Annotated in this window: 18 protein-coding genes; 9 read left to right on the top strand and 9 right to left on the bottom strand. The window is 65.1% G+C overall.

The window, feature by feature from the left end; all coding sequences use genetic code 11:
* Positions 1-228 precede the first annotated feature (228 nt).
* The 5 genes from peaA (at position 229) to J5M58_RS14235 (ending at position 6,566) form a co-directional block, all read left to right on the top strand.
* Positions 229-1,794: a quinohemoprotein amine dehydrogenase subunit alpha gene (gene peaA, locus J5M58_RS14215; protein WP_112252508.1), complete on the top strand. Its 1,566-nt coding sequence runs from the start codon at positions 229-231 to the stop codon at positions 1,792-1,794.
* A 49-nt stretch (positions 1,795-1,843) separates the two neighbouring features.
* On the top strand, positions 1,844-3,274 hold the full coding sequence (peaB, locus tag J5M58_RS14220; protein WP_112252507.1) for a quinohemoprotein amine dehydrogenase maturation protein: 1,431 nt from the start codon (positions 1,844-1,846) through the stop codon (positions 3,272-3,274).
* A gap of 1 nt (position 3,275) precedes the next feature.
* The gene (qhpC, locus tag J5M58_RS14225) at positions 3,276-3,599 is read left to right on the top strand and encodes a quinohemoprotein amine dehydrogenase subunit gamma (protein ID WP_004375838.1); all 324 of its coding nucleotides are present in this window, start codon (positions 3,276-3,278) and stop codon (positions 3,597-3,599) included.
* A 32-nt stretch (positions 3,600-3,631) separates the two neighbouring features.
* A complete protein-coding gene (gene peaD / locus J5M58_RS14230) occupies positions 3,632-4,753 on the top strand; it encodes a quinohemoprotein amine dehydrogenase subunit beta (protein ID WP_207878494.1) in 1,122 nt (373 codons plus the stop codon).
* A gap of 139 nt (positions 4,754-4,892) precedes the next feature.
* Positions 4,893-6,566, top strand: coding sequence for a fatty acid CoA ligase family protein (locus tag J5M58_RS14235; protein WP_112252505.1), 1,674 nt, complete (start codon positions 4,893-4,895; stop codon positions 6,564-6,566).
* Positions 6,567-6,695: 129 nt separating this feature from the next.
* On the opposite strand, the gene mobA is transcribed toward J5M58_RS14235, so the two are convergent.
* From mobA to J5M58_RS14250, 3 genes are all read right to left on the bottom strand, one after another.
* Entirely contained in the window at positions 6,696-7,271 is a 576-nt protein-coding gene (mobA, locus tag J5M58_RS14240) for a molybdenum cofactor guanylyltransferase MobA (RefSeq protein WP_112252504.1), read from the bottom strand.
* A 61-nt stretch (positions 7,272-7,332) separates the two neighbouring features.
* Positions 7,333-10,461: an efflux RND transporter permease subunit gene (locus J5M58_RS14245; protein WP_207878497.1), complete on the bottom strand. Its 3,129-nt coding sequence runs from the start codon at positions 10,459-10,461 to the stop codon at positions 7,333-7,335.
* A gap of 11 nt (positions 10,462-10,472) precedes the next feature.
* Positions 10,473-11,648, bottom strand: a complete 1,176-nt coding sequence (locus J5M58_RS14250; protein WP_112252502.1) for an efflux RND transporter periplasmic adaptor subunit — start codon at positions 11,646-11,648, stop codon at positions 10,473-10,475.
* Between the two features lie 271 nt (positions 11,649-11,919).
* On the opposite strand from J5M58_RS14250, the gene J5M58_RS14255 reads away from it, so the two are divergent.
* Both J5M58_RS14255 and J5M58_RS14260 read left to right on the top strand, forming a co-directional pair.
* The gene (locus tag J5M58_RS14255) at positions 11,920-12,621 is read left to right on the top strand and encodes a response regulator transcription factor (protein WP_112252501.1); all 702 of its coding nucleotides are present in this window, start codon (positions 11,920-11,922) and stop codon (positions 12,619-12,621) included.
* A gap of 6 nt (positions 12,622-12,627) precedes the next feature.
* Entirely contained in the window at positions 12,628-13,926 is a 1,299-nt protein-coding gene (locus J5M58_RS14260; RefSeq protein ID WP_112252500.1) for an ATP-binding protein, read from the top strand.
* Positions 13,927-14,042: 116 nt separating this feature from the next.
* Here the strand turns inward: J5M58_RS14260 and J5M58_RS14265 are convergent, their stop codons facing one another.
* The 4 genes from J5M58_RS14265 to nrfB form a co-directional block, all read right to left on the bottom strand.
* Positions 14,043-15,134: a diguanylate cyclase gene (locus tag J5M58_RS14265; protein ID WP_207878500.1), complete on the bottom strand. Its 1,092-nt coding sequence runs from the start codon at positions 15,132-15,134 to the stop codon at positions 14,043-14,045.
* 141 nt (positions 15,135-15,275) lie between these two features.
* Complete coding sequence (locus J5M58_RS14270) at positions 15,276-16,115, bottom strand: DUF4434 family protein (protein ID WP_207878503.1); 840 nt, start codon at positions 16,113-16,115, stop codon at positions 15,276-15,278.
* Positions 16,115-19,120, bottom strand: coding sequence for a phage receptor (locus J5M58_RS14275; protein ID WP_207878506.1), 3,006 nt, complete (start codon positions 19,118-19,120; stop codon positions 16,115-16,117). Before J5M58_RS14275 ends, J5M58_RS14270 begins: the two co-directional genes overlap by 1 nt.
* The gene (nrfB, locus tag J5M58_RS14280; RefSeq protein ID WP_207878509.1) at positions 19,117-21,291 is read right to left on the bottom strand and encodes a cyclic di-3',5'-guanylate-activated glycosyltransferase NrfB; all 2,175 of its coding nucleotides are present in this window, start codon (positions 21,289-21,291) and stop codon (positions 19,117-19,119) included. The genes J5M58_RS14275 and nrfB overlap by 4 nt, the downstream gene beginning before the upstream one ends.
* A gap of 193 nt (positions 21,292-21,484) precedes the next feature.
* On the opposite strand from nrfB, the gene J5M58_RS14285 reads away from it, so the two are divergent.
* Together J5M58_RS14285 and ilvA are read left to right on the top strand one after the other, a co-directional pair.
* Positions 21,485-21,916 (top strand): PACE efflux transporter, encoded by a 432-nt coding sequence (locus tag J5M58_RS14285; protein WP_003259966.1) that lies wholly within the window; start codon positions 21,485-21,487, stop codon positions 21,914-21,916.
* Between the two features lie 180 nt (positions 21,917-22,096).
* The gene (ilvA, locus tag J5M58_RS14290) at positions 22,097-23,656 is read left to right on the top strand and encodes a threonine ammonia-lyase, biosynthetic (protein ID WP_112252495.1); all 1,560 of its coding nucleotides are present in this window, start codon (positions 22,097-22,099) and stop codon (positions 23,654-23,656) included.
* 179 nt (positions 23,657-23,835) lie between these two features.
* Here the strand turns inward: ilvA and J5M58_RS14295 are convergent, their stop codons facing one another.
* Both J5M58_RS14295 and J5M58_RS14300 read right to left on the bottom strand, forming a co-directional pair.
* On the bottom strand, positions 23,836-25,017 hold the full coding sequence (locus J5M58_RS14295) for a hypothetical protein (RefSeq protein ID WP_112252494.1): 1,182 nt from the start codon (positions 25,015-25,017) through the stop codon (positions 23,836-23,838).
* Positions 25,018-25,073: 56 nt separating this feature from the next.
* On the bottom strand, positions 25,074-25,547 hold the full coding sequence (locus J5M58_RS14300) for a VOC family protein (RefSeq protein ID WP_112252493.1): 474 nt from the start codon (positions 25,545-25,547) through the stop codon (positions 25,074-25,076).
* Between the last annotated feature and the right edge of the window lie 89 nt (positions 25,548-25,636).

Consider the following 25,636-nt stretch of genomic DNA (forward strand, 5'->3'; position numbering starts at 1 on the left):
AATGGCCTGCATGGCAGGCGCTGTCTCAGGATGAAACACCCTGTCGCGAAATGGCACGCTGCAATTGGCCATACCTGCTGCTGCCCAAAGCCCGAAAACCGGCTAAAAGGTTGACAGAAAACGCTTTTACAGCACCTGGCACAGTTCCTGTATCGCAACCGTCACATGCACACCTGCTGTACCAAAGCGTGCGAAAACGATAAGAACAACAACCGTGGAGGTCTGACCTTGAAGACGACTCGACTCCGGCGGCATGCGGGCAAACTGGCGCTGGTCGCCGCCGCGCTGCTGAGCACCCAGGCCATGGCGGCCGAGCAGGGCCCGAGCCTGTTGCAGAACAAGTGCATGGGGTGCCATATCCCCGAAGGCAACGACACCTACAGCCGTATCAGCCACCAGCGCAAGACGCCGGAAGGCTGGCTGATGAGCATCGCCCGCATGCAGGTGATGCACGGCCTGCAGATCAGCGACGACGATCGCCGCACCTTGGTCAAGTACCTGGCCGACAGGCAGGGCCTGGCGCCCAGCGAAACCGATGGTGTGCGTTATGCCATGGAGCGCCGGCTGAACACCGTCGAGCAGTTCGACACCCAGCTCAGCGAAACCTGTGGCCGCTGCCACTCCGGTGCTCGCGTCGCCTTGCAGCGGCGCCCGGCCAAGGAATGGGAGCACCTGGTCAACTTCCATCTCGGCCAGTGGCCGTCCCTCGAATACCAGGCCCAGGCGCGTGACCGCGACTGGCTGCCGATCGCCCTGCAACAAGTGGTGCCGGACCTGGCCAAGCGCTACCCGCTGGAAAGCGCGGCGTGGGCCGAATGGCAGAAGGCCAGGCCCAAGGCCGATGCGCTGCCGGGTCAGTGGGCATTCAGCGGCCACATGCTGGCCAAGGGCGATGTGCGCGGGGTGATGAGCGTCACGCCTGACCAGGGCGACACCTTCAAGGTCGAGGTCAAGGGCGCTTATGCCGACGGCACACCGTTCAATGGCAGCGGTTCGGCGATCCTTTACAACGGCTATGAATGGCGTGGCAACGTCAAGGTCGGCGACGCCAACCTGCGCCAGGTGTTCGCCGCGCTGGATGGCGAAATGAAGGGCCGCATGTTCGAGGCCGAGCACGACGAGCGTGGCCTGGACTTCACCGCGGTGAAGGAGGGCAAGGCGCGCCTGCTGGCGGTACAGCCGGCATTCATCAAGGCCGGTGGCGAAAGCGAGATCACCCTGGTCGGCAGCGGCCTGGCCGGCAAACCGGACCTGGGCGCTGGCGTGGAAGTGACCGAGGTGCTGGAGCAGACCCCGACCCTGGTACGGGTGAAGGCCCGCGCCGCGGCCGATGCCAAGCCTGGCCAGCGCGAAGTCGCCGTAGGGACGCTCAAGGGCGTCAACCTGGCGGTGTACGACAAGGTCGAGGAAGTGAAAGTGGTGCCGGCGTTCTCCATCGCCCGCATCGGCGAAAACGGCGCCTCGGTGCCCAAGGTGCAGGGCCGCTTCGAGGCCGAAGCCTGGGGCAAGGACGCCAATGGCCAGCCGCTGCGCATCGGCTACCTGCCGGCCAGCTGGAAGGTCGAGCCGTTCAACGAGCGTGCGGTCGAGGACGAAGACGTCAAGTTCGCCGGGAAAATGCAGGCCGATGGCGTGTTCGTGCCAGGCGGTGCTGGCCCCAACCCCGAGCGCAAGATGATGACCAACAACGCCGGCAACCTGAAGGTCGTCGCCACGCTGGCCGACGGTGGCCAGACTGGCGAAGGGCACATGATCGTCACCGTACAGCGCTGGAACAACCCGCCGCTGCCGTAACGGCAGGTGGCTTACGGTTTTCCAACGCATCGATTATCGGGAGGTCGCCATGGGCGCGCTACTGAACCTGGTCGAACGCAACCTGCATGAAGTGCAGGTCGACGCCGACCGCATGCTGTTCCATATCCCCAGCAGTTCGCTGTTCACCGCCGACGCGGTGACCGGCGGCATCATCGACACCCTGCGCCAGCAAGGCTGCTCGGCCGAGGAGCTGATGCAGCGCCTTGGCCAGCAGTTTGCCGGCAGCGATATCCAGGACACCCTGCGCGAGCTGATCGCGCTGGAGCTGGTCAGCGACGGCTCGCCGCTGACCCCGGAAATCGCCCTCAAGCAGGTTGAGCGCACGGCGCTGAACACCGTGGTGCTCAACGTCAACACCGGCTGCAACCTCAGCTGCACCTACTGCTACAAGGAAGACCTGGACAAACCGTCCGCGGGCAAGAAGATGAGTACCGCCACTGCCGAGGCTTCGGTGGAGATGCTGCTCAAGGAGTCGCCCGACGAGCAGCGTTACAGCGTGGTGTTCTTCGGTGGCGAGCCGCTGTCCAATCGCCCATTGATCGAGCACATGGTCGCCTACTGCGAGCGGCGCTTCGCCGAGGCGGGCAAGCAGGTGGAGTTCATCATGACCACCAATGCCACCTTGCTCACCGAAGAGATCATCGACTGGCTCAATGCCCACCGCTTCGGCCTGTCGATCAGCATCGACGGCCCCAAGACCGTGCACGACCGCAACCGCATCACCGTGGGCGGGCAGGGCACCTATGACGTGGTGCGGCGCAAGGTCGACATGCTGCTGTCGCGCTACCACAGCCGCCCGGTGGGCGCGCGGGTCACGCTGACCCGTGGCATCACCGACGTCGAGACCATCTGGAACCACCTGTTCAATGAACTGGGCTTCGCTGAAGTCGGCTTTGCCCCGGTCACCTCCGGTGACATGGCCAACTTCAACCTCACCGGCGAAGAACTGGTGCAGGTGTTCGCCAACATGAAGGCGCTGGGTCGCAAGTACCTGGAGGCGGCGCTGGAGCACCGCAACATTGGCTTCTCCAACCTGCACCAGCTGATCACCGACATCCACGAAGGCCACAAGAAGGCCCTGCCGTGCGGCGCCGGGCTGAAAATGCTGGCAGTGGACCACGAGGGCGAGCTGAACCTGTGCCACCGCTTCACCGGCTCCAGCCTGCCGACCTTCGGCAATGTGCACCAGGGCGTGAAGCAGGCACAGCTCAACGACTTCCTGTCGCAGCGCCTGGACCGCAGCAACACCGGCTGCGAGAGCTGCCGCATCCGCAACCTGTGCTCCGGCGGCTGCTACCACGAAAGCTATGCCCGCTATGGCGACCCGCAGCACCCGACCTACCACTATTGCGAACTGATGCGCGACTGGGTCGACTTCGGCATCGAAGTCTACAGCCGCATCATGGCCGCCAACCCGGCCTTCATCGATCGCTACATCACCCCGCGGAAGGCGCACTGACATGAAGCACTTGAAGCCCCTGAACAACAAGGCGCGCATCCTCGAGCAGGCCGCCGCCGAAGACCGCGTCGAAGAAGTCATGGCCATGAGCGCAGTGGCGGGCTGCACCGCCACTACCGACCCGGGCTGGGAAGTGGACGCCTTTGGTGGCGTGAGCTCGCTGTGCCAGCCGATGGAGGCCGACCTGTATGGCTGCTCCGACCCTTGCTGGTGGCCGGCCCAGGTGCCGGACATGATGAGCACCTACCAGGACTGGAACGCCCAGGCGAGCAACTCTGCTGAAGACTGGCGCAACCTCGGCACCGTGTTCCCGAAAGACAAGTGACCGGCCCAACAAGAATGACAAGGGGAAACCGCATGAAAGCTGGACGCTGCGCGTCACTCGCGCTCACCATCGCCGCCACGGCCTGTGCCGGGCTGGTACAGGCCGCCGCCACCGGGCCGGCGCTGAAGGCTGGCCACGAATACATGATCGTGACCAACTACCCGAACAACCTGCACGTGGTCGATGTGGCCAGTGACACGGTGTACAAGAGCTGCGTGATGCCCGACAAGTTCGGCCCAGGCACCGCGATGATGGCGCCCGACAACCGCACCGCCTACGTGCTCAACAACCACTACGGTGATATCTACGGCATCGACCTGGACACCTGCAAGAACACCTTCCACGCCAACCTGTCGAGTGTGCCGGGTGAGGTGGGCCGGTCGATGTACTCGTTCGCCATCAGCCCGGACGGCAAGGAAGTGTACGCCACGGTCAACCCGACCCAGCGCCTGAACGACCACTACGTGGTCAAGCCACCGCGGCTGGAAGTGTTCAGCACCGCCGATGGCCTTGAGGCCAAGCCGGTGCGCACCTTCCCGATGCCGCGCCAGGTGTACCTGATGCGTGCGGCGGACGATGGCAGCCTGTACGTCGCCGGGCCGGACATCTACAAGATGGATGTGAACACCGGCAAGTACACGGTGGCCTTGCCGCTGCGCAACTGGAACCGCAAAGGCTACAGCGCCCCGGACGTGCTGTACTTCTGGCCGCACCAGAGCGCGCGCCATGAATTCTCGATGCTGTACACCATTGCCAGGTTCAAGGATGACAAGCAGGACCCGGCCACCGCCGATCTGCTGTATGGCTACCTGAGCGTCGACCTTAAGACCGGCAAGACCCACACCCAGGAATTTGCCGACCTGACCGAGCTGTACTTCACCGGGCTGCGTTCGCCGAAAGACCCCAACCAGATCTACGGCGTGCTCAACCGCCTGGCCAAGTACGACCTGAAACAGCGCAAGCTGATCAAGGCGGCGAATCTGGACCACACTTACTACTGCGTGGCCTTCGACAAGAAGGGCGACAAGTTGTACCTGGGCGGCACCTTCAACGACCTGGCGGTGTTCAACCCGGATACGCTGGAGAAGGTGAAGAACATCAAGTTGCCGGGTGGCGACATGTCCACCACTACGCCGCAGGTGTTCATCCGTTAAACCGGTGTTGCTTTCTTCGCGGGTAAACCCGCTCCCACAAGGACCTCCACAGGGGCTGAATGTGGTGCGGTCCCTGTGGGAGCGGGTTTACCCGCGAAGAGGCCCGCTCAATCAACACAAGAACAACAAGAGACCGCCCATGCCCCAGCCAAGCTACTCCCAGGGCAACCAGGACAAACCCCTGCTTACCCAGTGCATTGGCGACGCCTTCGACACCACCGTCGCCCGCTTCCCCGACCGTGACGCCCTGGTGGTCCGCCACCAGGCCCTGCGCTACACCTGGCAGCAACTGGCCGAAGCCGTCGACCAGCACGCCCGTGCGCTGATGGCCCTGGGCGTGCAGCCCGGTGATCGCCTCGGTATCTGGGCACCCAACTGCGCAGAATGGTGTATTACCCAGTTCGCCAGCGCCAAGGTGGGCGCGATCCTGGTCAACATCAACCCGGCCTACCGCTCCAGCGAACTGGACTACGCCCTCGGCCAGTCCGGCTGCCGCTGGGTGATCTGCGCCGACGCGTTCAAGACCTCCGACTACCACGGCATGCTGCTGGGCCTGGTCCCGGGCCTGGCCGGTGGCCAGCCGGGCGCCCTGATCTGCGAACGCTTCCCCGAACTGCGCGGTGTGGTCAGCCTGGCCGCCGCGCCACCGCCGGGCTTTCTCGCCTGGCACGACCTGCAGGCCCGTGCCGTGGCCATCAGCCGCGAGGCCCTGGCCGAGCGCCAGGCGCAGCTGCACTGCGACGACCCGATCAATATCCAGTACACCTCGGGCACCACCGGTTTCCCGAAAGGCGCGACCCTCAGCCACAGCAACATCCTCAACAACGGCTACATGGTCGGTGAAAGCCTGGGCCTGACCGAGCATGACCGGCTGGTGGTGCCGGTGCCGCTGTACCACTGCTTTGGCATGGTCATGGCCAACCTCGGCTGCATGACCCACGGCAGCACCCTGATCTACCCCAACGACGCCTTCGACCCGCTGGCCACCCTGCGCGCCGTGGCGGAAGAAAAGGCCACTGCGTTGTATGGCGTGCCAACCATGTTCATCGCCGAGCTGGACCACCCCCAGCGTGGCGAGTTCGACCTCTCGAGCCTGCGCACCGGGATCATGGCCGGCGCCACCTGCCCGATCGAAGTGATGCGCCGGGTGATCGGCGAGATGCACATGGCCGAGGTGCAGATTGCCTACGGCATGACCGAAACCAGCCCGGTGTCGCTGCAGACCGGTGCCAGCGACGACCTGGAGCGCCGCGTGACCAGCGTCGGGCGCACCCAGCCGCGGCTGGAGAACAAGGTGATCGATGCCGACGGCAACACCCTGCCACGTGGCGAGATCGGCGAGCTGTGCACGCGGGGTTACAGCGTGATGCTGGGCTACTGGAACAACCCCAAGGCCACGGCCGAGAGCATCGATGAGGACGGCTGGATGCACACTGGCGACCTGGCGGTGATGGACGAGCAGGGCTATGTGCGTATTGTCGGGCGCAGCAAGGACATGATCATTCGTGGCGGCGAGAACATCTACCCGCGCGAGCTGGAGGAGTTCTTCTTCACCCACCCGGCGGTGGCCGATGTGCAGGTGATTGGCGTGCCGTGCAGCAAGTACGGCGAAGCGATCGTGGCCTGGGTGCGGTTGCATCCGGGGCATACGGCCAGTGCGGAGGAACTGCGCGATTGGGCGAAGGCGCGAATCGCACACTTCAAGGTGCCCCGGTACTTCCGCTTTGTCGATGAGTTCCCGATGACGGTGACCGGCAAGGTGCAGAAGTTCCGCATGCGCGAGATCAGTGTCGAGGAGCTGTCTGCCGGGTGATGTGTCGCCTGTGCTGGCCTCTTCGCGGGTAAACCCGCTCCCACAGGTTCTTCACTGCCCTTGAGACCTGTGTAGTACCTGTGGGAGCGGGTTTACCCGCGAAGAGGCCGGCACAGGCAGTAGATGATTTCAGCCTTGCAGCAACTCCGGGCTGTTGAAGTTGCTCAACCTGCGATCATCGTCGGCACATTCCAGCCCCTGCACCGCCACGCGCAGCAGGGCCTTCTGCAAACTCCGCTCACCCGCCGCCCAGGCTTGTTCCAGCACCGGCAACACCCGGCGTGGCAGCACGCTGAACATCGGCTGCCAGTACCCACCCTGGCGCACCATGGCCGCACTGTCACTGGTCACCGCCAGCCGCAGCAGGTCCTCGATCAACCCCCGGTCAACCAGCGGCGCATCACAGGCCAGCAGCAACACCCATTCATGCCGCGCCACCTTGAGCCCGGCTATCACCCCTGCCAACGGCCCGGGGTAGTCCGCCTCGGCATCGCCCACCAACTGGTTGGCATAGGCCCGGTAGGCATCCTGGTTGCGGTTGCACGAAATTACCAAATCATCGCTGAGCGGCCGTACCACGCGCTGCACATGCGCCACCAGCGGTTCGCCCTGCCAGTCGATCAGGCCCTTGTCACGGCCGCCCATGCGCTGGCCGCGGCCACCGGCCAGAATGAGGATGGAGCACGAGGGAAGGGCGTCAGGCATGAAAAAGGGTTCCGGGCAGTCATTGCCGGGAACCCTCCCATTTCACGCGGGGCTTGTCCAGTCAGCTGTCGCTGGTCACGGCCTGCGTGTCGGCATTACCCGCCTGGCGCCGCCCGGCAAGGCGCATCACCACCACGAAGAACACCGGCACGAACACCACCGCCAGGGTGGCGCTGAGCATGCCGCCGATCACCCCGGTGCCGATTGCCTGCTGGCTGGCCGAGCTGGCGCCGCTGGCAATGGCCAGCGGTACCACGCCCAGGATGAACGCCAGCGAGGTCATCACGATCGGCCGCAAGCGCAGGCGCGCGGCCTGCACGGCAGCGTCGGCGGCATCGACGCCCTGGTCGACCAGGCTCTTGGCGAACTCGATGATCAGAATGGCATTCTTCGCCGACAGGCCGATCAGGGTGATCAGGCCGACCTTGAAGAACACGTCGTTGGGCATGCCGCGCAGGGTCACCGCCAGCACCGCACCGAGCACGCCCAGCGGTACTACCAGCAGTACTGCGGTGGGGATCGACCAGCTTTCGTACAGCGCTGCCAGGCACAGGAACACCACCAGCAATGACAGCGCCATCAGCATCGGAGCCTGGCTGCCGGACAGCCGCTCCTGCAGCGACAGGCCAGTCCATTCCAGGCCGGCGCCGGCCGGCAGCTGGGCCACCAGGCGTTCGATTTCGGCCATGGCTTCGCCCGAACTGTAGCCGGCCGCCGGCTCGCCCGAGATCGACACCGCCGGGTAGCCGTTGTAGCGGGTCAGCTGCACCGGGCCGCTGACCCACCTGGCCTGGACGAAGGCGCCCAGCGGCACCATCTTGCCGCTGTCGTTGCGCACGTGGATCTTCAGCAGGTCTTCGACCTGGCTGCGCTGGTCGCCTTCGGCCTGCACCACCACCCGCTGCATGCGGCCCTGGTTGGGGAAGTCGTTGACGTAGCTGGAGCCCACGGCCACGTCCAGCACAGAGCCGATATCGGCAAACGATACGCCCAGGGCATTGGCCTGGCGGCGGTCGATTTCCAGCTGCACCTGCGGGCTTTCCGCCAGCGAAGCTTCGCGCACGTTGGTCAGCACCTTGCTCTTGCCGGCGTTGGCCAGCAGTTCGTCGCGCGCGGCCATAAGCTCGGCGTGGCCCATGCCGCCGCGGTCCTGCAGGCGGAACTCGAAGCCGGTCGACTCGCCAAGGCCGTCGATCGGCGGTGGCAGCACGGCGTAGGCTACGGCGTCCTTGAGCTGGGTGAAAGCCATGGTCGCGCGGTCGGCGATCGACTGGGCGCTGTCGTCGGCGCCGCGTTCGGACCAGTCCTTGAGCGTGGTAAAGGCCAGCGCCGCGTTCTGCCCGCTGCCCGAGAAGCTGAAACCCAGGATCAAGGTGGTGTTACCCACGCCCGGCTCTTCGGCGTTTTGCGCCTCGATCTGTGCCGCCACCTGTTCGGTGCGCATGCGGCTGGCCCCGGGCGGCAGCTGGATGTCGGTGATGGTGTAGCCCTGGTCTTCGGTGGGCAGGAACGCGGTGGGCAGTTGGCTGAAGCCGTAGCCCAGCACCGCCAGCAGCACCGCATATACCAGCAGGTAGCGGCCGCTGCGCTTGAGCGCCTGCACGACCCAGCGCTGGTAGCTGTTGCTCATGCCTTCGAAGCGGCGGTTGAACCAGCCGAAGAAGCCCTTGCGTTCGTGGTGCTCGCCCTTGGCTACCGGCTTGAGCAGGGTGGCGCATAGCGCCGGGGTCAGGCTGAGGGCCAGGAACGCCGAGAACAGGATCGACACTGCCATCGACAGCGAGAACTGCTGGTAGATCACCCCTACCGAGCCTTGCATGAAGGCCATGGGCAAGAATACCGCCACCAGCACCAGGGTAATACCGACGATCGCGCCGCTGATCTGGCCCATGGCCTTGCGCGTGGCCTCCTTGGGCGGCAGGCCTTCCTCGGCCATGATCCGCTCGACGTTTTCCACCACCACGATGGCATCGTCGACCAGGATGCCGATGGCCAGCACCATGCCGAACAGGGTCAGCACATTGACCGAGAAGCCCATGGCCAGCATCACGGCGAAGGTGCCCATCAGGGCCACCGGTACCACCAGGGTCGGGATCAGGGTGTAGCGCAGGTTCTGCAGGAACAGGAACATCACCGCGAACACCAGCAGCATGGCTTCGAACAGGGTGTTGATGACCTGCTCGATCGACACCTTGACGAATGGCGAGGTGTCGTAGGGGATGTCGTACTTGACGCCTTCGGGGAAGTAGCGCGCCAGCTCCTGCATCTTCGCCCGCACCAGGGTGGCGGTTTCCATGGCGTTGGCGCCCGGCGACAGCTGCACGCTGAAGGCGGTGGCCGGCTTGCCGTTCAGGCGCGTGCCGTATTGGTATTCCTGGGCACCGATCTCGACCCGTGCCACATCGCCGATGGTCACCGTGGAACCGTCCGGGTTGGCGCGCAGGACTATCCCGGCGAACTCCTCGGGGGTGCTCAGTTGGCCCTTGACCACCACGTTGGCGGTGATTTCCTGGGTGCCACGGCTGGGCAGGTCACCAATGCTGCCGGGCGCCACCTGGGCGTTCTGCGCGGCGATGGCCTCAGCCACATCGTTGGGCGTTAGGTTGAAGCCGATCAGCTTGCGCGGGTCGATCCAGATGCGCATGGCGCGCTCCGAACCGTACAGCTGGGCCTTGCCGACGCCCTTGAGGCGGCGGATTTCGTCCATCACGTTGCGGGCGAGGATGTCCGACAGGGCGGTTTCGTCGAGCTTGCCGTCTTCGGAGGTGAGGGTGGCCAGCAGCAGGAAGCCGGTGGAGACCTTTTCCACCTGCAGGCCTTGCTGGGTCACCGGGCGCGGCAGGCGCGACTCGACCACCTTCAGGCGGTTCTGCACATCGACCTGGGCCAGGTCCGGGTTGGTACCCGGGGCGAAGGTGGCGGTGATGGTGGCGCTGCCCAGGCTGCTCTGCGATTCGAAGTACAGCAGGTTGTCGGCGCCGTTGAGCTCCTGCTCGATCAGGCTGACCACGCTCTCGTCCATGGTCGCCGCCGAAGCGCCCGGGTACACGGCGTAGATTTCCACCTGCGGCGGGGCCACGTTGGGGTACTGGGCCACCGGCAGCTGCGGGATCGCCAGGGCACCGGCCAGCAGGATGAACAGGGCGACCACCCAGGCGAATACCGGGCGGTCGATGAAGAATTGCGGCATGAATCAGGCCCTCACTGGCCAGTGTGCTGTGCGATGGGCGATGCCCCTGGTGCGTTGTCGACCTGCACCTGGTCACCGGCCTTGACGTGTTGCAGGCCCTCGACCACCACCCGTTCGCCGGGGGCCAGGCCTTCGCTGACGATCCAGCGGTCGCCCTGGGCGCTGCCCAGGACCACCTGGCGGTCGCTGACCCGGGCCTGCGCATCGACCACCAGCACCTTGGGTACGCCGGCGCTGTCGCGCAGGATGGCACGCTGCGGCACGCTCAGGCCCTTGGGTTGCACGGCCTGTTCCAGGCGTACGCGCACGTAGCTGCCGGGCAGCAGGTCGAGGTCCGGGTTGGGGAACTCGCTGCGCAGGGTGATCTGGTTGGTGCTGGGGTCGACGCTGATGTCGGAGAACAGCAGTTTGCCTGGCAGCGGGTAGGTGCTGCCATCGTCCTGGATCAGCGTGGCCCGGGCCTGGCCGTCGCCGACCTGCTGCAGCTCGCCGGCACGCAGGGCGCGGCGCAGGGCGTTGAGCTCGCGGGTCGACTGGGTGACATCGGCGTGGATCGGGTCCAGCTGCTGGATGGTCGCCAGTGGCGTGGTCTCGTTCTGCCCGACCAGCGCACCTTCGGTGACTTGGGCGCGGCCGATACGGCCGGAAATCGGCGCGGTCACGGTGGCGTAGCCGAGGTTGAGCCGGGCGCGCTCCAGCGCGGCCCTGGCCTCGGCCACTGCGGCATCGGCCTGCAGGTAGCTGGCCTTGGCGTTGTCGTATTCCTGGCGGCTGACGGCCTTGTCGTCGACCAGCTCGCGGTAGCGCTGTTCCTGCAGGCGCGCCTGGTACAAGGTGGCCTCGGCCTTGGCCAAGGTGGCGCGGGCGCTGTCATGGTCGGCCTTGAACGGTGCCGGGTCGATCAGGAACAGCACATCGCCCTGCCTGACGTCGCTGCCTTCACGATACACCCGCTTGAGCACCACGCCCGCGACCCGCGCGCGCACTTCGGCGGTGCGCGGCGCCAGGATGCGGCCGCTGAGCTCACTGCTGATGGCCAGTGGCTGCAATTGCAGGGTTTCCACCCGCACTTGCGGGGTGGGGGCCTGTTCTTCCTGTTCGGCGCTGTCGTCGCAGCCGGCCAGGGATAGGCCCAGGAACGCCAGAAGCGCCAATGGGCGCAGGCGTGGGGGGAGGGTAGTAGGCATACGGATCTTCCGATGATGACCCCGGTATGCTACGGCAGGCGTTCCTTGGGTGGCTGTTAATACCTGTAGGACGAGTGTGAAAAAGTGTTAAGAACAATCCTTTCGATCTGTAGGGTTCTATATTCTGCGTATACCTGTACCGACCTCTTCGCGGGTAAACCCGCTCCCACAGGGACCGCACAGCATCTGGAACCTGTGCAGTCCCTGTGGGAGCGGGTTTACCCGCGAAGAGGCCGGCAAGGCCTACCACAACCCAGACTTCCAAGCGCCTATGCCGAATATTTTCCTGGTCGAAGACGACAGCGCCCTGTCCGAGCTGATCGCCAGCTACCTGCAACGCAACGACTTCCATGTCCAGGTGATCGCCCGTGGCGATCATGTGCTGGACGAGTACCGCCGGCAAAAGCCCGACCTTGTCATCCTTGACCTGATGCTGCCGGGCATCGATGGCCTGCAGCTGTGCCGCCTGCTGCGCCAGGAGTCGCAGAGCCTGCCAATCCTGATGCTGACTGCCCGCGACGACAGCCACGACCAGGTCCTGGGCCTGGAAATGGGCGCCGACGACTACGTGACCAAACCCTGCGAGCCGCGTGTGCTGCTGGCCCGCGTGCGCACCTTGCTGCGCCGCAGCAGCGTCAACGAGCCGCGCCTGGACAACGACCTGATCCTGATCGGTGGCCTGCGCATCGACCTGGCCGAGCGCACCGTGAGCTGGCGCGGCGATGAGGTGGAGCTGTCCAGCGGCGAGTACAACCTGCTGGTGGTACTGGCGCGCAATGCCGGCGAGGTGCTGAACCGCGACCGCATCCTGCAGCAACTGCGCGGTATCGAATTCAACGGTACCGACCGCTCGGTGGATGTGGCCATCTCCAAGCTGCGGCGCAAGTTCGACGATAACGCCGGCGAAGCGCGCAAGATCAAGACCGTGTGGGGCAAGGGCTACCTGTTCAGCCGCGTCGAGTGGGAGTGCTGACCGGCCATGCTGAAGATTCTGGTGCGGCTGTACCTGGTGATCATCGTTGCCTATGCCGGTGCGCTGTTGTTCATCCCCGACACCATCGTCGGCCTGTTCCAGGACCGCTTCATGGCCTACAACCTGGACCAGGCCAAGGGCGTGCAGTCGCTGATCGTGCGCCAGTTCCGCCAGGCCCCGCGCGAGCAGTGGCCGGCGGTGGAGCAAGAGCTGGCCAGTGATTTCGCGCCGCTGGAACTGCAGCTGCTGCGCATGGACCAGGCCGACCTGAGCGAGGACGAGCAGGCGCGCCTGGAGCATGGCCTGTACGCCGTGCGCATCGCCGAATGGGGCTACTACGAGACCGTGCTGGCGCCGCTGGACGGGGAATGGCTGGTGCGCCTGCATTCACCACCAGACCCGCTGGATATCAACGTGCTGTCGTGGGGCGTGACCGTACTGATCGGTGCAGCCATGCTCGGTTGCCTGCTGCTGTGGGTTTGGCCGCACTGGCGCGACCTGGAGCGCCTGAAGGAAACCGCCCGGCGCCTTGGCCAGGGGCAGATGTCTGAGCGTACGCACATCTCGCCGCACTCCAACATCGGTGAGCTGGCCGGGGTGTTCGACACCATGGCCAGTGACCTGGAGCGCCATGTCAACCAGCAGCGCGAGCTGCTCAATGCGGTGTCGCACGAGTTGCGCACGCCGCTGACCCGTCTGGATTTCGGCCTGGTGCTGCTGTTCGACGAGGTACCGCCGGCCAGCCGCAAGCGCTTGCTGGAGCTGGTGGGGCATGTGCGTGAGCTGGATGAGCTGGTGCTGGAGCTGTTGTCCTACAGCCGGTTGTACAACGCCGACCAGGCACGCGAGCGGGTCGAGGTGTCGTTGCTGGAGCTGGTCGATAGCGTGCTCGGCGGCTTTGCCGAGGAACTCGATGGCCGGGGTATCCAGTGGGAGGTGCGCGCCGAGGGAGACTTGCCGCGTTTTGTACTGGACCCACGGCTGACGGCACGGGCGGTGCAGAACCTGGTGCGCAATGCCATGCGTTACTGCGACGAGAGCCTGTTGCTGCGCTTGCGCCTGGAGGACGATGGCGCCTGCCTGTTGACAGTGGAGGATGACGGGATCGGTATTCCGGTGGAGGAGCGCGAGCGGATTTTCCAGCCGTTCTACCGCCTGGACCGTAGCCGTGACCGCAATACCGGCGGGTTTGGCCTGGGCCTGGCGATCAGTCGGCGGGCGATCGAGGGGCAAGGTGGGACCTTGACCGTGGCGCAGTCAGCGCTGGGTGGGGCGCAGTTCCGCATTCGTTTGCCTGCCGGTTGATGGATTGCCTGTGCCGGCCTCTTCGCGGGTAAACCCGCTCCCACAAGGACCGCACAGATTTCAAACACTGTAGAGAACCTGTGGGAGCGGGTTTACCCGCGAAAGGGCCGGGCCTGCTAATCACTTTCTGCCAGCCGAGCAGACCACAGCACAAACCGGTCCTTGCCACTGTGCTTGGCCGCGTACAACGCCTGGTCGGCACGCACCAGCGCCGTGGTCAGGCTGTCGCCCTGGCCCACCCGGGCCAGGCCGATGCTGACAGTCACCGGGTGCTCGCCAACGTCTTCGCGCACCCGTTGGCACAGCGCCGCCACCCGTTGCTCGGCGCCTTGCTGGTCCAGCCCCTGGAAAAAGATCGCGAATTCCTCACCGCCCAGGCGGGCAAACGTGTAATCGGCCATGCTCGCCTTGATATGCAGGGCCACGCGCTTGAGCACTTCATCGCCCACGTCATGGCCGAAACGGTCATTCACCCGTTTGAAGTTGTCGATGTCGATCATCGCCAGGTACTGATCGGCGGTGGCCAGGCGCAGTTGGCGGTCGGCCTGGGCCATGAACGAACGGCGGTTGGGAATTTCGGTCAGGGCATCGACATAGGCCTGGTCCAGCAGCACCTTGGAAAGATAGAAGTTATGCAGCTTGGCCTTGCGCATCTGCAGGTAGCTGTAGATGACCAGGCCGCTGAGGAATACCGCATAGCTGATCAGCATGGCGCCTTCGAGTTCGTCCGGCCCGATACGGGTGTGGTAGAACGGATTGAGCACCACCCAGGTGATGGCCATGGCGCAGAAGAACGACCAGCGCCGCACCGGTAGCACCGACACGGCATACAGCACGGTGGAGACCCCGAGCACCAGCCACACCGGGCGCAGGGCTACCGGAATGCCTTCGATCACCAGTCGCATACCCAAGGTGATGGCGGTGATGAACAGCAGGTTGAGCACATCGAAGTGATGGCTGCGCCGGGTGAACCGCAGCACCACGGTGAGGCTGCCGAGCAGGGCGATGAACAGGCCGGACAGCCAGGTGATACCCTGGCCGCCGAGGAAGCTGACGATCAGGTCGAAGACCAGCCAGATCAGGATGCTGAGGCAGAACACCAGCAGGCAGAACGGGCGCATGGCCTCGAATTCGTGCTGGCGAAACTCGGCGCGCAGGGCGGCGGGGGCGACCTGCTTGCGCACGTGGGTTTCGATGGTCTTGAACATCGGGGGGCTCCTGGGAGTACAGCATGACCAGGCCCGGCCCATTCGCGGGTGAACCCGCTCCCACAGAGACCGCACAGATTTTCAACCCTGTGGGGGACCTGTGGGAGCGGGTTTACCCGCGAAGAGGTCGGTACTGGAGACTCAATTCTTGGGCAGAACACCCAGGGCCCAAGGCCGGTAACGCAGGTCGAACACCGCCTCGGCATGGCACCCGCCGCCCAGCTTCGGCTGGGCAGGCTCGGCCCGAAACGCCTGCCCTGGCGCGCTCACCTGGCGGAACGCCTCGCGCACCACGCCCACCCGGCACGGCAAGGCCTGCTCGTAGCCCTGGCGCACCAGCGCGGGCAAGCGCCCGGTCCCGGTGCCATCCTGCCACCACACAGTCAAGCCCAACCCGGCCAGTTGATCCAGCCATGCGGCATTGGCCCGCGGTGAAAGTTTTCCGGCGCTGAAAGCGCTGATATGCAAAGGCTTGTCCAGTTGCCGGTTGAAGGCCTGCAGCTGGCTGTTCAGGGCATCACGGCGCTCGGTCTCGCGAAAATGATGATCGTCCAGTTCCAGGGGCAGGTACCAGCCGTCCACCGGCAACTGCCACGCCTGGCGCAGTTGCCGGTACTGGCTGAGCGAGCGCCCCAACTGCGCCTTCCAGTAACTGTTCAGGCCTTCACCATCCAGTTCGTCGAGACGTTGGTAATAGGCCGGGTCCATGTACAGCCCCAGCACCAGTTGCAGGCCCTGGGCACGCGCGCTGCGCAGGCTGTCGGCCAGCCAGCCCTGGGCACCACCGAAATCGCTGTCGCCGTAGGCGCTCCACTGCACGATCAGGGTCTTGCCGCCCTGGGCCACGGTGGCGCGCCACAGTTGCTGCCACTGGGCGGGGGTGACATTGGCGTCGCGGTTCAGGGGTTGGTAGAACAGGCGCTGGTCGGCGCTGGCTGGCAGGCACAGGGCAAGCAGGCAGAGGGCCAGGAACGTACGCATCAGAAGGTCATCTCCGCACCGACCAGCACGCCGTTGGCGCGCTCGTATAGATTGCCGCCCAGCGACTGCTGGTATTCGGCACGCACTTTCAGCGAACCGCGGTAGGCGTTGTAGCGGTCGTCATCGAACCACCATTGCCAGCGCACACCAACCCCGGCCCGGGCGTCCTGGCGCCAGTCGTTGCTCGGGTCCTGGCTGGAAAACTCGACAAAGCCATAGGGCATGATGGTTTGCGGCGAGCTGCCCGGCAGTTTCCAGGCGTGGCCCTGCTGGTAGCGCGACAGCCAGGCGTGGTCGCCGGCACGGGTCCACCAGGCGGCGTCGAGGTAGAGGAAGCGCTCGTTCCAATCGTCTTCATCGACCCGCCAGTCGTTGCGCCAGTCGCCCTGGTCGAGGAACGAGGCGGTGGCACGCAACAGCAGGTCGTTGCTCGATTCGGCGTGGTGACGCAGGTCGCCCCAGTTGCCGCCGACCTTGGCCGGGCTCAGCAGCTGGCCCAGGCTCAGCCCGCGGTAGTGTTCCTCGTCGATCTGGCGCTGGTGGTACAGCTCGGCATACAGGTTGAGGTTGGCCTGGCCGAATGGCTTGTAGCGCAGGCCGACGCCCGTACCCATGCTTTGCGCATAGTCGGTGCGGCTTTGGCCACCGAACAGCACGCGGCCATAAACCGACAGGGTGCTGCCGTTGCGGCTGGGCTCTTCGCCCAGGGCATGGTCCCACATGGCCAGTTGCACGTTCTGCGATTGCGCGCGGCGCGAAGTGCCGGTGCGCTGGCCATTGTCGAGGAACTTGTCGTTGGTCGAGGTGCCGGCCGGCGACCAGGTGCTGGCCAGGGTGATGGTGTCGCGCCGTGACAGTGTTTCGTGGGCGCGGCGCTGGCGGTACTTGCGAGCCTCCAGGCTGCCGTATTCGTCGTCGCCGTCGACCAGGTCCTGCTCCACATCGAGAATGCGGCGCAGTTCGCGGCGCGCCGAAGCGCTGTCTTCAGCTTCGTCGTAGCGCAGGGCCAGGGTTTCGCCGAGGCGGTAGTCCTCGGGGAAGTCGCGGGTGGCGCGCTCCAGGTAGGGGATCGATTGGCGGCGCTGGGCCTTGTCCGTCGAGCCGGCCAGGCGCATGCCGTAGTCGGCGCGGTAGCGTGGCTGGTCGGGGGCCAGGCGCACGGCTTCGGCCAGCCAGGCGCTGCTCTGGGCGCTGTCGCCAGCCAGTTGCGCGGTGCTGGAGGCGGCATAGTAATGGTCGGCCCGCGGGTTGTGCGCCAGGGCCTGGCGCTGGAAGCCCAGCGCCGCCTGGTAATCGCCTTGGCGCTGGGCGATGGCAGCACCGAGGGCCCAGTCGTCGGCGCTGTCGTGCGCGGCGGCGTCCCAGTAGCGCCGGGCTGCTTGTGCGTCGCCAGCGTTCAGCGCGCCACTGGCGGCGGTGAGGCGGGCGTTGTCGGTCCAGGCGCTGTCCGGCTGGGTGCGCCAGATGGGCAGGGCCGCTTCGGAGTCGCCTGCGGCTTCCAGGGCATAGGCCAGGGGCAAGCGACTGCCGCTGTCGCCCAGGCGCTCGGCGGCCTGGTAGTAGACCACCGCTGCGCCTGGCTGGTCGGGCATGGCGCAACGGCCCAGGGCGCGGTACTGGCCAGGCTCGCTCGGGGTGGCCGGTACGGCCTGGCGCACGGCATCGCATTGGCCAGCCTCGGCCAGGCGGCCGAGCAGCTGGGCACGAGTACCGGCATCGACGCGGGGCATCAGGCCGAGCATGCGGCGGCTGTCCAGCGGCCCGTCGTTACGCGCATAGAGGTTGCCAAGGCGCTGCAGCAGCGACGGTGCAAGGCGGCCCTGGTGGCGGTCGTAGGCCTGCTCCAGCAGTTGCCGGGCGTGTTCGCCATGGCCCTGTTGGGCCAGCAGGAAGGTGGCTTGCTCCAGTGCGGCCATATCGCCGCTCTGCCGATAGCGTTGCTCCCATTCGGCAGCGGTGCGTGGTTGCGGCGGCTGGGGCGGGTCGCCGTACAGACGTTGCTTGAGCACGGCGTAGGCCCTGGGGTCGCTGCTGGCGGTGCAGCCTTTGAACTGCTCACGCGCCAGCTCTGGGTCGCGACGCGACAGCCAGTCGACGGTTTCCAGGCAGGGCCGTTGCAGTTCGTTGCTCAGGCGCTGTACCAGCGGCGCGTCGTCGCCTTGGCGGGCCAGTTCCAACAGTTGCTGGCGCTGGTCGGGCTGGTTCAACTGCTCATCCGGCAGTGCTTGCAGCCAGCGCTTGGCCTGTTGGTTGTGGCCGACGGCGATGGCGCGGTTGGCCATGGCCAGGCGGGCCTGGTTGGCTGCTTCGGGGGAAGGGGCGCTGGGCAGCAGCGCGTTCAGCCCTTGTTCATCCACCTGCTGGATGTAGGCATTGGCCAGGCGTTGCCAGTCTTGCGCAGGCAGTTGGCCTTGGTCGGCCAGGGGCTGCAGCTGTTCGATGGTTTCCTTCCAGTTGCGCAGCTGTTCGGCGAAGTTGGCCCGGGCCAGGCGCAGCACTTGGCCATCGCCCTTTGGCGGCAGCTGGTTGAGCCAGTCCAGCGCCTTGGCGGCGCCGCCGAACTTGGCCAGGCTCAGGCTGTAGGCCTGCCACAGGCGCACCCGGTGAGTGCCGTCGCTGCTGGCCAGCCATTGTTCCACCTGGCTGGCCGGCGGCGGGTCCTGTTCGATCCAGGCCAGGCGCAGTTCAAGCAGGGCGTTGGCGTATTCGGGGCTGTCGCCCAACTGTTCGGCAACGGCTTCGGCTTCTTTATAGCGGCGCTGGTGAGCCAGTGCCTCCACCAGCAGCGCACGGGCTTCGTCGTTGTTCGGCACCCGGCCCAGCACGTGGCGGGTCAGGCGTTCGACCTCGGCCCAGTTGTCCTTCTTCGCTTCGCGGTAGCTGCGTTCCAGGAACGGGTAGCTGGTGAACCGCTGAAAGTCGGTCATCGGTGCCGAAGCGGCGCAGGGCAGGGCGGCGGAGCACAACAACAGGCCAGTGAAAGTGAGGGAAAAGCGCGGCTTCATGCCACCTCCCGGATCAGGTCAAAGGCGGCCTGCTGTTCGCTGGCCTGTTCGATCAGGGCCTGCTGCAGCACCTGCTCGGTAATGATGCCGCGGGCAGTCAGGTGCTCGCCAAGGCTCTGGTGTTCCGGATCGAAATCGATCAGCGCCTGGTTGAACAGGGTGACCGGGACCATGCCGCGCACCTGCAGCAGGGCACCGAGCATTACCTGGTGGTGGCTGACCCGTTCCAGCAGCGCTTCGTCGTCCTGATGGCGTTCGAGGATGGCCAGCATCTCGCGGGTTTCCGGCTTCTGCCAGGGGCTTGGGTAGTGGTAGCGCAGGCCCAGGGTCACCCGGCCCTGGGGCGCCAGGCGGGCGCTGACCGGGCGCTTCAGGTGGCGGCTGATTACCCCCAGCGACACCTGGCTGACCGGGCTTTCGCTGGCCAGTACCAGCGTGTCGCCGTCTTCGCCCACCGGCAGTACGCCATAGTGCGTCGCCAGCTTGCGCGGCAGTTTGGCGATCAGCTGCGGGTCGAGCTTGAACGGGTTCAATGGTGCCCAGGGCAGGTCCAGTTGCTCGGCCAGGGTGGCGACCAGCTGTTCGCTGTTCAGCCAGCCGCGCAGCAGCAGCTCGCGGCCCAGGCGCCGGCGTACCGGGCTGGTGATCGCCTGTTGCAGCTGTTCGTCGCTGATCAGGCCCTTGGCCACCAGACGCTGGCCCAGCGGTGTGCGGGCGGGGGCGGCGATGGCGGGGAATTCGTGCGTGGTCTTGTCCCAGGCTACGCGCCGCGAGTCACCCATTTCCATGACCTGGCGCAGCGCACGCAGGTTGGCGAAGAAGTTGACGAAGTTGCTCCACATCATCCGCGGTGCCGACAGCAGCCCTTCGCCGATGCCATAGAAGCGGGTGACGAACCAGGCGCGCTGGAACAGGCGGTTGAACAGCATCAGCCCATTCAGCCACAGCAAGGTGGTCAGCAACCAGCTGTCACTGAGGATAGACATGAAGCGCCACGACTCTGGCGCAATCACCGTGACCAGCCACATGGCCAGCAATACCAGCAGCAACAGGTTGACCAGGAAACTCAGCAGGTAGGCGAACAGGCCGCGGCGGTCACGCCAGAGGAAGTAGTTGAGTGCGCCCTTGCGGCTCCAGCCGAGGTTGCTGGTGCCCTGGAACACGATGCCCACGATCCATCGCGATTTCTGCCGGATGGCATGCTGCCAGTCGCGCGGGAAATGCTCGCGCACGCAGATCACCTGGGAAAATTCGCGGCTCATGCCTGGGCGCCACTCCTGCTTCAGGGTCAGTGCCGGGTCGGTGATGGAGTAGCGCGCGAAAATGCACTTCATGCCCTTCTGTTTCAGGCGGAAACCGATGTCGTAGTCTTCGGTGAGGCTCTGTACGTCGAAGGCGATGCCGTCGCCGTCCTCGAGCAGCGCGCTGATGGCGCGGCGGCTGAAGCAGGTGCCGACCCCGGCGCTGGGCACCTGGCCGGTCAGGGCCTCGCGCACGATCACGTCCTTGCCGTGGTTTTCGGCGAATTCGTCGACATAGTGGCCTGCCGTGAAGCCTTTCCATTCCGGTGCGTAGGGGTACACCGGGATCTGGATCATGTCCTTGTTCGGCAGCAGGTAGTTGAACAGGCGCAATTCCATGGGCGAGATCACGTCTTCGGCATCGTGCAGGATGAAGCCTGCGAACTGGATGCCGGCGTCCTGCTGGAAGCGCAGCAGCGCGTCGATGATGTTGTTCAGGCAGTCGGCCTTGCTGGTGGGGCCGGGGCGCGCGCAGACCACCTTGTGCACGTTGGGGTAGTGCAGGCACACCGCGTCGACGTCGGCCTGGGTTTGTGGGTCGTTGGGGTAGGTGCCGACGAAGATCTGGTAGTTCTCGTAGTCGATGGTCGAAGCTGCCAGGCGGGCCATCTCACCGACCACGCCCACTTCGTTCCAGGCCGGGACCATGATCGCCAGGGGTTTCTCCGGTACCTCGAACAGGCGTTTCTCGTCGGCTTTTTCGTACTTGTCGTAGATGCGAAAGCGCCGGATCAGCTTGCGGCCCCAGTAGCACAGGTCGATGAACAGGTCATCCAGGCCCAGCAGGAACATCAGCGAGGCCAACGCGATCGCCAGGATCTTCAGGCCGAACAGCACATAGGTGAGAAAATCGATGAATGCCAGGCTCATGTGGCGGTCACCGGCAGGAAGGGGTGGGCCATCGTCTATATCCTCGTTCGATTCCCTGGACGAAGTTGTACGACTTGTCGCCGTTTGTACTGGATAGATACAAGCAGCCGAACGCGGGGTTGTCCAAATTTCAGGCTTTTTCTTGTGGGCCACTTCTTGTAGCTTTACAGGTCGTTTACCCAGGGAGCTGAACATGCAAGGCAAGGCACGCAAGATCGTCCAGGCCATTCTTTACGAAGCCATCGCTGTCGCCTGCGTGGCGCCCGCGCTGGAGCTGGCGTTCGGTGCCGGCATGGCGCAGTCGACCGTGCTGTCGGTGCTGATGTCGGGCATCGCGATGAGCTGGAACATGGCCTACAACTGGGTGTTCGAACGCTGGGAAGCGCGCCAGCACCGGCGTGAGCGCACGTTCCTGCGGCGCCTGCTGCATGCGCTGGGCTTCGAGGGCGGGCTGGTGCTGATCCTGCTGCCGCTGGTGGCGTACTGGCTGGACGTCAGCCTGTGGGCGGCGTTGCTGACCAACCTGGCGTTGTTCGTGTTCTTCTTCGTTTACGCGTTCGTCTTCCAGTGGGGCTTCGACAAGGTGTTCGATGTGCCGCTTTCGGCGCAGCAGGCGAAGTGTTGACTTTGTGCCGCACTAGCGGCTAAGTTGCTACCCATGAATACTTTCCAGCACGTCAACGCCATTATTATTACCGCCATTATCAGCTTGGCGGGCTAGCGCGTACGTGCACCGAACCCGCCCTGGAGGCGGGTTTCTTCTCTCTGACTCCTGGGCAACGTGAATACAGCCAAGGAGTCATCGATGACCAGCTTCGTCAGCCCTCGTTCTACCGTCACCCCCCAGCAACTGCTGTCGGAGCAGGTGCGTCGCATTCTTGCCGCCCCGGTATACGACCTGGCCATCGAAACGCCCTTGCAAGCTGCGCCTGCGTTGTCCGCCAGCCTGGGCAACCAGGTGCTGCTCAAGCGCGAAGACCTGCAGCCTACCTTCTCGTTCAAGATCCGCGGTGCGTACACCCGCCTGTCACGCCTGAGCAACCTGCAGCGCGAGCGCGGGGTGATCACCGCCTCCGCAGGCAACCATGCCCAGGGTGTGGCCCTGGCGGCATCGCACCTGGGCATGAAGGCCACCATCGTCATGCCTACCACCACGCCGTCGCTGAAGGTGGAAGGAGTACGTTCGCGCGGTGGCCATGTAGTGCTGCACGGCGAGAGTTTCCCCCATGCCCTGGCCCACGCGCTGAAACTGGCCGAAAGCGAAGGTGCGACCTTCGTGCCACCGTTCGACGACCCGGATGTGATCGCCGGGCAGGGCACCGTGGCCATGGAGATCCTTCGCCAGCGCCCGGGTGCGCTGGATGCCATCTTCGTGCCGGTGGGTGGCGGTGGGTTGATCGCTGGCATTGCCGCCTATGTGAAGTACCTGCGCCCTGAGGTGAAGGTGATCGGTGTCGAGCCAGAGGACTCCAACTGCCTGCAGGCTGCCATGGTAGCCGGTGAGCGGGTGATCCTGCCGCAGGTCGGCACCTTCGCCGATGGTGTGGCGGTGGCGCAGATCGGCGCCCATTGCTTCGAGCTGTGCCGGCACTTCGTTGACGAAGTGGTGACCGTGAGCAGCGACGAGCTGTGCGCGGCGATCAAGGACATCTATGACGACACCCGCTCGATCACCGAGCCGTCCGGCGCCCTGGCCGTGGCGGGGATCAAGAAGTACGTGGCGCGCGACGGCGTGCAGGGGCAGACCCTGGTGGCCATCGACTCCGGGGCCAATGTCAATTTCGACCGCCTGCGCCATGTGGCCGAGCGTGCCGAACTGGGCGAGCAGCGCGAGGCGATCATCGCAGTCACCATCCCGGAACAACCGGGCAGCTTCCGCGCCTTCTGCCAGGCCCTGGGCAAGCGGCAGATCACCGAGTTCAACTACCGCTATTACCCTGGCAAGGAGGCGCGGCTGTTCGTTGGGGTGCAGACACACCCGCTGCACGACCCACGCGACCAGTTGTTGGCCAGCCTGCGCGAGCAGGGCTACAGCGTACTGGACCTGACCGACAACGAACTGGCCAAGCTGCATGTGCGCCATACCGTTGGCGGCCATGCCGCGCCCGGGGCTGACGAGCGGGTGCTGCGCTTCGAATTCCCCGAGCGCCCGGGGGCTTTGCTGGGCTTTCTGGAGCGGCTGGGCAAGCGCTGGAATATCAGCCTGTTCCATTACCGCAACCATGGTGCGGCGGAGGCACGGGTATTTGCGGCGCTGGAAGTACCGGGGGATGAGTTGGCGGGGTTGCCGCTGGCGCTGGAGGAGATGGGGTACCGTTACTGGGATGAGACCGACAACCCGGCGTACAAGCTGTTCCTGGGTTGATACGCAAACTTCATGATTAGGCCGCTCTCGCAGAACTGCACAAACTCATTGAATTAGCAGGGACCCTGTGGGAGCGGCTTTAGCCGCGAACACCGGCGCAGCCGGTGCCATGCACCGCGTTGGCTTCTTCGCGGCTAAAGCCGCTCCCACAAGGTTTTGTGTGTGCCGGTAGATGGTGCTCAGCGCTCACGCATGAAGAAGCCGGCAACGAATTTGCGGAAGGTTTCCAGGCTCTTGAAGTCGGCGTAGCGCTTGAAATTCTCGGTATCCGGTTCGGGCCCGATTGGCTGTTCCAGCAACGATACCGACAACACCCGGTCCTGGTCCGAGGTCATTACCAGTTCATCCATCACCTGGCCGCCAATCACCGGGCGGCGCATCTGCACTTTCACGCCTTTGCCGGCCATCCAGTCGACCAGCGATACCAGGGCCTTGAGCGGTTCGCGTTCTTCATCGCGATACACCGGGAACAGATGAGCGCGGGACAGCACCGGAACGCTGGCCACATGGATCAACTCGTAGAAATGGCTGCCGGCACTGGTCGGCGAGTACAGTGCCAAGGCCAGCAATGGCCCGGCGGTGCGGTTGCCACCCCAATACAGGTGGTGCCCCTGGAAGTCGAAGCCGTCTTCACTGCGGTTGTTGAACAGCTTGCGCCCTTTTATCTGGTCTACGCAGTCCAGCAGCAGGCCGTGCCGGCGGTGGTTGCCGAACACCGTGGCTTCGCGCAGGCGGGACTTGAGCATCATCATGTGCTTCATGTCCAGGCGGGTTTCCAGGTAGTTGCTGGCGGGCACCCGTTCCAGCAGCGGATAGCGGCTGGCCACGCTGCGCAACTCGGCAAACTGCCCGGTCAGGTCCTTTTTCAGGTGCGTGGCATACAGGTTCAGGCCGCTGGTCTCGATCCAGGTCAGCAACAATGACAGCAGGCGCTGTTGGTCGCGCCGCTCGCTGCCATCACCACCGGCACCAGCGGTGCCGCTGCGGAAATCGCCGATCAGGCGCAACGGTGTGTCGGGCGGTAGCCAGGCAGCAGGTGGCGCGGGGTCGTTCTCGCGCTCGGCCGCTTCCCGCTCGTCCTTGGTGAACGGGCAGCCGAGCGCATGTTCGGCGGTACCCGGGTTGTTCTTGAGAAACAGCGTGCCGGTGTTGCCGTTGAGGGTGACATTGAGCACCGGCAAGGCATCGTTGCGGCAGTCGCAGGCCAGCCACTGGTTGGCGTTGCGCACCTTCATCAGTAACTGGTTGGCCTGCAGCAGGCGCTGGCCGGCGAGGCTGCCGGTGGCAAAGCCGACCAGCAGCTCCTCTTCTGCAGGGGTCAGGCTACGGACCTGTGCGGCGGTTTTGTCGATGATTCGCATGAAGCAGCTCCCAACTACGAGCCCCAAGCTTCAAGCAAAGTCGCGCCGCTTTCAACTTACTGGGCAGTGCCACCGAACATCTTCGCCGCGCGGGCGCGAATTTCCTCGGGGCTCAGGTCCTCCTTGTGGGTGGAAACGAACCAGATGTTGCCGAACGGGTCTTTCAGGGTGCCGCTGCGGTCGCCGTAGAACTGGTCCGTCACCGCATGCAGTTGGGTGGCGCCGGCCGCCAGGGCCTGGGCATAGACCTTGTCGCAGTCATCGACATACAGGTGCAGTCCTACGCCTGCGCCGTTGAGCTTCTGGCTGGCGGTGAGGCCGCCCTCCATGTCGCAAGGGTCGCCAAGCATCAGCGACGAGTCGCCGATCTTCAGCTCGGCATGGCCGACGCGGCCGCCCGGGGCATCGAGGCGGAACATCTCGACGGCGGAGAAGGCCTTCTTGTAGAACTCGATAGCCTTGGCGGCGTCGTTGATGGCCAGGTAGGGCGTGATGCTGTGCTGGCCTTCGGGGATGGGTTTGGCTGCCATGTTCGACTCTCCTTGGAAGTGGGCGCCGGTTGGCGCCCTGTTGCTTAGAGTCGTTTGCGCGGATGGAAAATCGACAGGGGGATAGATCG

Origin of the sequence: Pseudomonas sp. 32_A (assembly GCF_017490905.1) — a bacterium.
In the GTDB taxonomy this organism is placed as follows: domain Bacteria; phylum Pseudomonadota; class Gammaproteobacteria; order Pseudomonadales; family Pseudomonadaceae; genus Aquipseudomonas; species Aquipseudomonas inefficax.